Source organism: Methanomethylovorans sp. PtaU1.Bin093 (assembly GCF_002067275.1).
Classification (GTDB): domain Archaea; phylum Halobacteriota; class Methanosarcinia; order Methanosarcinales; family Methanosarcinaceae; genus Methanomethylovorans.
The window spans coordinates 23,125-29,124 of the sequence record NZ_MVQX01000040.1; the positions used below are offsets into that span (position 1 = coordinate 23,125).

The 6,000-nt window shown below is 44.7% G+C and carries 5 protein-coding genes and 1 tRNA gene; 5 read left to right on the plus strand and 1 reads right to left on the minus strand.

The window, feature by feature from the left end; translation table 11 throughout:
* Positions 1-147: 147 nt before the first annotated feature.
* From A4E24_RS04480 to A4E24_RS04500, 5 genes are all read left to right on the plus strand, one after another.
* Positions 148-870: a hypothetical protein gene (locus A4E24_RS04480; protein ID WP_292352053.1), complete on the plus strand. Its 723-nt coding sequence runs from the start codon at positions 148-150 to the stop codon at positions 868-870.
* Between the two features lie 363 nt (positions 871-1,233).
* Positions 1,234-3,291 carry a methyl-accepting chemotaxis protein gene (locus tag A4E24_RS04485; RefSeq protein ID WP_292352054.1) on the plus strand — a complete coding sequence of 686 codons (2,058 nt, stop codon included), beginning with the start codon at positions 1,234-1,236 and terminating at the stop codon, positions 3,289-3,291.
* 198 nt (positions 3,292-3,489) lie between these two features.
* The gene (locus tag A4E24_RS04490; protein ID WP_292352055.1) at positions 3,490-4,230 is read left to right on the plus strand and encodes a peptidylprolyl isomerase; all 741 of its coding nucleotides are present in this window, start codon (positions 3,490-3,492) and stop codon (positions 4,228-4,230) included.
* Positions 4,231-4,332: 102 nt separating this feature from the next.
* Positions 4,333-4,418: transfer RNA gene (locus tag A4E24_RS04495), tRNA-Ser, on the plus strand.
* 82 nt (positions 4,419-4,500) lie between these two features.
* Positions 4,501-5,652 carry a tyrosine-type recombinase/integrase gene (locus A4E24_RS04500; RefSeq protein WP_292352056.1) on the plus strand — a complete coding sequence of 384 codons (1,152 nt, stop codon included), beginning with the start codon at positions 4,501-4,503 and terminating at the stop codon, positions 5,650-5,652.
* A 38-nt stretch (positions 5,653-5,690) separates the two neighbouring features.
* On the opposite strand, the gene A4E24_RS04505 is transcribed toward A4E24_RS04500, so the two are convergent.
* Positions 5,691-6,000: PDDEXK nuclease domain-containing protein (locus tag A4E24_RS04505; protein WP_292352057.1), on the minus strand; the 310-nt coding region annotated here is incomplete at its 5' end.

Here is a 6,000-nt window from a genome sequence, read left to right on the forward strand (position 1 = left end):
TATCTCAATATATCTCAACAATTTATTTCGGAATAGAAGAGTGATTCATGATATTTAATAATTGAGCAATGTAAGTTCATTATACCCAATTATTTTCTGTTCGACATCTTAATATGGCCACCGCAACAAAAGAGATGGGTGTCAAAGATGGATCATAATGGTAACTGCTGGCTGGTGCATACTGGGTACTGTGGGAAGAGAACAGAAGCCTGCCTGGAACAGGGAGTTGTTACTATCGATATTGAGATCCATCTGATGGATGAACTTGCCGATGATATCATTAATCTGAAGTATATTGACACGAAAAGCTCGAATTTTGAATATCTGCGTGAAGAATATAGGAAGATGGATAGCAAGTTCAGGGCAGAACTTGCCAAAGAATTCGAAAAGATCAGATTACCTGAAGATTCCCCTGAAGAATTGCAACAGCAGAAGATGGAAATCCTCACATCCAGACTGAACTGGTTAAGGGAAGAAGCAAGACTTTTGCGGGAAACCATGAAAGAGTTTGACAGATTTGAAAAACATGAGCGTATAAAGGAAATTATCCGGTCACGTTTGTGCTACATAGGTGAGGCACGGCTCAACAACTGGTCAGAAGCTATCTTTTGTTTTGCAAATGATGTCCATATTGGTGACCTGGTGGTCATGCCCCTCATGGATAAGGGTTTTTTCGCTGTGGGTAGAGTAAGGGGAGGCTATGAATATGTGGAGAATGCCTTTGACCTTCGGCATGTAAGGGATGTTACCTGGATAAAAGAAAAGATGCATTTACCTCAACTGGTAAAATCGATGGATGCTTCCAGGGGGATAATATCTCTATCAGGAGAACTTAAGACTAATGTGATGGCCTTGCTGGACGAACAGTAAAGCATTGAGAACCGGCTGTTCTCAACAATTTTGTATGAATTTTTATGTTTCTATCCAACATCGTGTGGGTAATTGCAACACGAATACATCCCCGATCACTTATAAAAGAACAATTCACTATATACTAAATATCTGCTGAAATTAGGAATCCACATCATATGATGTGGTTGTTCAGAATGTCAAGATATGTACGTGATCATGTTGCAGAGGTCTATTTTTATTATAAAAGAATTGCAAGAGCACATATTCAGCAAAATATATTTATATAAACAGTACTCTTTCATTACTACTATTATATTAATATTCTTATTTAAATGAGGTGACAAGTTGAATTTGAAAAATATCAATTTAAAAACAAAACTAATGCTCTATATTGTTCTTGGTGTTACACTGGTAATGTGCGCTTCCAGTTACGTGATCATCTCCCAGGTAACTGAGCAGGCGAATGAACTGGCCTATGCAGATGCAGAAAATACTGCATTAGCTCATGCACAGGCATTCGATGCTAATCTTCAGAGAAATGTCATCGTTGCAGAGACCCTTGCAAGCACTATGGAAAACTACAACTCCGGAAACAGGGATGAGGTAAGTGCCATAGTAAAGGACCTGTTTCTTACCACTCCGGGTGTCGTGGGAGCATATGTAGGATTCGAACCTAATGCTTTCGATGGCAGAGACGATCAATTTGTCAATGCTGCAGGTCATGATGCCACGGGCAGGTTCATGCCTTACTGGAATACCCTGGGCGGTTCACTTGCACTGGACCCTCTGGCAGACACCGATACCTCTGATTATTACCAGCTGCCTCTAAAATTAAAAAAGACCGTAGTCCTTGAGCCATTTGTGTATGATGGGATCCTGATGGTGAGCTATGTGTCCCCGATCATCAAAGAAGGTGAAGCCATAGGTATAAGCGGGATGGATGTTTCACTCAATGATATCGACGAGGAGGCCGGGCAGATATCCATATACGATACCGGTTATGCTTTCATGACCAGCAAGTCAGGTGTTTTCCTCTCACATCCAATTAACAAGGACTGGATAGGCACCAGATCTCTCACAGATATAGATGCTCCAGGCTATGACAAGATGGCACAGGACATCAGTGCCGGTAAGAAGGGAACTATAGCTTCCGTAGACCTTGTGACCGGCAAAGATATGGTGTTATTCTATGAACCGATACCTTCCTCTGATTTTGCATTGGTGCTGGCCGTTCCGGAAGAAGAGATGCTGGCGGGGGTCACAGCCATGAGGAACAATTTGATAATCATCTCAGTTGCTGCAATTGGTTTTATGGCATTTGTGGCCTATCTGATCGCAAGGTCCATAACCAATCCTATCAACAGGATCGTCGAGGATTTCAATCACATATCCAATGGAGCAGTCGACGGGAAATTAGATATAAGGGCCGACACCGATGTTGACATAGACTTCAAGGGAATTCCAGCCGGACTGAACCTTATCATGGACAACATGAACAAGATGGTCAGGATGATAGGGGTCAATGCAGCCAATATTGCAGCTTCTGCCCAGGAGATATCTGCAGCATCTGAGGAAATGACAGCTTCTTCCACTGAGGTCGCATCCAATGTTGGAGAGATCGCAAAAGGTTCGACCAACCAATCCCAGAAAACAGAAGAGGTTTCCAGGGCTATGAATGATATGACCCAGAGCGTACAGGAAATAGCCACAAATGCCCAGAAGGCTGCAGAAACTGCAACGATGGCCAGTGGTACTATCAAGATCGTAGGTACGCAGTCTGAGAACCTCATTGTCCAGATGAGTTCCATACAGTCAGCTGTAGGCGAATCTGCAGATGTGATCCGTGAACTGGACATGAAGTCCAAAAAGATCGACGAGATCGTCAATCTTATCACCAACATTGCAGATCAGACAAACCTGCTTGCACTTAATGCAGCTATTGAGGCTGCAAGGGCCGGCGAGCATGGCAGAGGGTTCGCAGTGGTTGCTGATGAAGTAAGAAAGCTGGCAGAAGAATCGCGTGATGCAGCGAAGGAGATAGCTGACCTGATCAAGGAGATTCAGGCCGGTACTGAGAATGCTGTGGAGGCCATGGAAAAAGGCACAAAGCAGGTGAATACCGGATCTGCAGCCCTTTCAGAAACAGTAGAGTCTGTTAAGTCAATTGTGGAAGGTAGTCAAAAGGTGGCTCTTATGGCACAGGATATTGCCGCTGCTGCGCAGGAGCAGTCTGCCAGTATTCAAGAGATCACCTCATCTGTTGAAGAGATCGCGGCCATTTCAGAGCAAGCGGCTGCAGGTACAGAACAGGCTTCTGCGGCTGTGGAAGAGCAAACTTCTTCTATGCAGGAACTCGCTAAGTCAGCTCAGGAACTTGCAAAACTCTCCGATGATATGCAGGCTTATGTCGCACGCTTTTCATTGAAGGGTGAGGAGTAAGGACTTTTCAGTCCTTTATCCTCTTCTTTTTTTAACGGTATTTTCATTTCAACTTATTTTGTTCGTCTGTTTTCTATCTGCTTTCCTCCAAAATAGTCTTTATTCTGCTTTGATGCAAAAAGTTCTTAAAGGCACAGGAGTATAGCAGAGGACACTTTCATCCATAATTACACTAACAAAAGAATAGAGTTGATATATGTGGCAATAGAGAAAGGAGATTTCATAAGGATAACATATACCGGACGGTTCGAGGACGGACAGGTCTTTGATACCACCAGCGAGGAACTTGCAAAAGAGAATGGTATCTTCAATCCCCGCGGTATGTATGGGGGGGACGTTGTCATAGTAGGTTCCGGCCATACCATTAAAGGTCTGGATGAGGACTTTATAGGCAAGGAAGTTGGATATACCGGAAGCCTGGAGATCCCTCCCGAAAAGGCATTTGGTGCTCACAACCCTGCTCTTGTGGAGTCTGTTTCTGTCACGAAGATCGCAGCACAGCTTAAGGATACCCGCCCATACCCAGGTATGGAGGTTGAAGTTGATGGTAAGAAGGGTATTGTGCAGAAGATCATAGGCCGCAGGCTGCGCGTGGATTTCAACCATGCTCTTTCAGGGCGTACTGTCACCTACGAGTACACCATCGAAAAGAAGCTTGATGAACCTGGGGAAAAGGCAAAGGGATTGCTTGCTCTGTACACCGGGGCTTCCAACCTGGATATAGAGATCACCCCTGAAATGGTCCGCGTGATCATACCCATAGAGTTCAGCTTCAATCAGAGATGGCTTATCTCCAAGGGTCGTATAGCTCACGAGCTCATCGAGAATCTGGGCATACCAAACCTGGAATTCGTTGAGAAATATCCATACGTCCAAAAGAACCCTGTGGCTGAAGCAGAAGAGCCAGAAGCTTCGGAAGAAGGCGAAAGCGAAGAGTAAAGCTCTTCGCTGTATTTATTTTTCAGGCACCATCGCATCATCTAATCAAAAGTCTTATATTCAAAAGTGGTATTAAGGATACCACACTCATTTGAACACATTGCTGAGGTAGCCAAGTGGACTACGGCGCCGGTCTTGAAAACCGGTAGTGCTCACGCGCTGCGGGAGTTCGAATCTCCCCCTCGGCGTTATATCCTAAGTTCGATGCTCAATTTACTTTCACTTCGCTTGGATAGAATGTTTTTAAAATATAAGCGGAAGTGAAAGGGCATGACACTTTACAACATTGACAAGAAGCTTGCTTCTCAGGAAGATAGGATCCGTACTGCAAAGTATAGTGAATCTAACAAAGAGTTAATTTTCAAGTTTGAAAGATCTCTTTTTCTTGAAGGCCTTACCAAGGTAAGGGTATTGAAGTATCTTAATCAGCTGAATCTCATTGCTGAGAATTTTGATTTTGAATTCAAGGAAGCCACCAGGGATGATATTGAATTTGTTATTGAGATGATCCTTAAATCCAATCGCAGTGAAGCAACAAAGTATGATTATCATATCACTCTCAAGCGTTTCTTCAGATGGATAAATAAAGGCAAGGATCCGGAGTGCACGGAGTGGCTAAAGTTCAAGCACAAGAACGATTTCAAGTTGCCAGAGGAAATGCTGACAGAAGCAGAGATCAAGCAGATGATAGAGACTGCCGTACATCCCAGGGACAAGGCTCTCATAGCTATATTCTGGGATGCCGGAGGACGTACCGGAGAGATAGGGGAGCTCAAGATCAAGCATCTGGTCTTTGATAAATATGGAGTGGTAATGGTAGTTGATGGTAAAACGGGTATGAGAAGGGTAAGGCTTGTCTTCAGTGCTCCGTACCTTGCCTCATGGCTGGATATCCATCCTGAAAAGCATAATCCTGATGCTTATCTTTGGGTAGGGATAGGACAGAGAGGCAGGAGCAAGCAGCTGAACTATTCGGCTATGAGGATGCTGATCAAGAGACTTGCAGAGAAGGCAGGTATCAAGAAGAGGGTTTATAATCATCTTTTCAGGCATTCCAGGAGCACGGACCTTGCACAATATCTTACTGAAGCCCAGATGAAGGAACATCTTGGGTGGACGCAGAGTTCCAAGATGGCTGCAACTTACGTGCATCTTTCAGGCAAGCAGATAGACCAGGCCATTTTAAAGATGTACGGGATTGTCGATGAAAAAGAGCTTAAGCCCGAGCTTACGGCCATGGAATGCCCACGTTGTAAGCACATGAACGGTTCGACTTCAGGTTTCTGTTCGAAGTGTGGTATGGCCTTGAGGGTTGATGTTGCTGTTGATATCGAGAAGAAGCGGTCCGATATCGCTATGGCTCTCATGGAGCTTGTGGAGAAAGAACCGGAAATAGCGAAGATATTGAGGGAGAGTGTGTGAGGGGATACCCTCACTATTTTAAATGGTACTGGCCTAGATTATTCTTCTTCCAGTTCTTCGGGTAAACTGGCTTCCAGCTCCTCGATGGTGGGGAGGCAGGTGTCCAGAGGCTCGGGTAGGGCACGGACAAGCTGGTATTCTGCCACTCCCATGGGCTTATCCATGCCGGAGAGAGCATATTCTGCGATGAGCCTTTTCTTTGTCTTGCAGAGCAGAAGTCCTATGGTGGGTCTGTCTTCAGGTGTTTTGATCTGTGCATCCACTGCAGAAAGGTAGAAGTTGAGCTGTCCTATGTGTTCGGGTTTGAAGGCTCCGGCCTTAAGCTCGACCACAATGTAGCATTTCAGG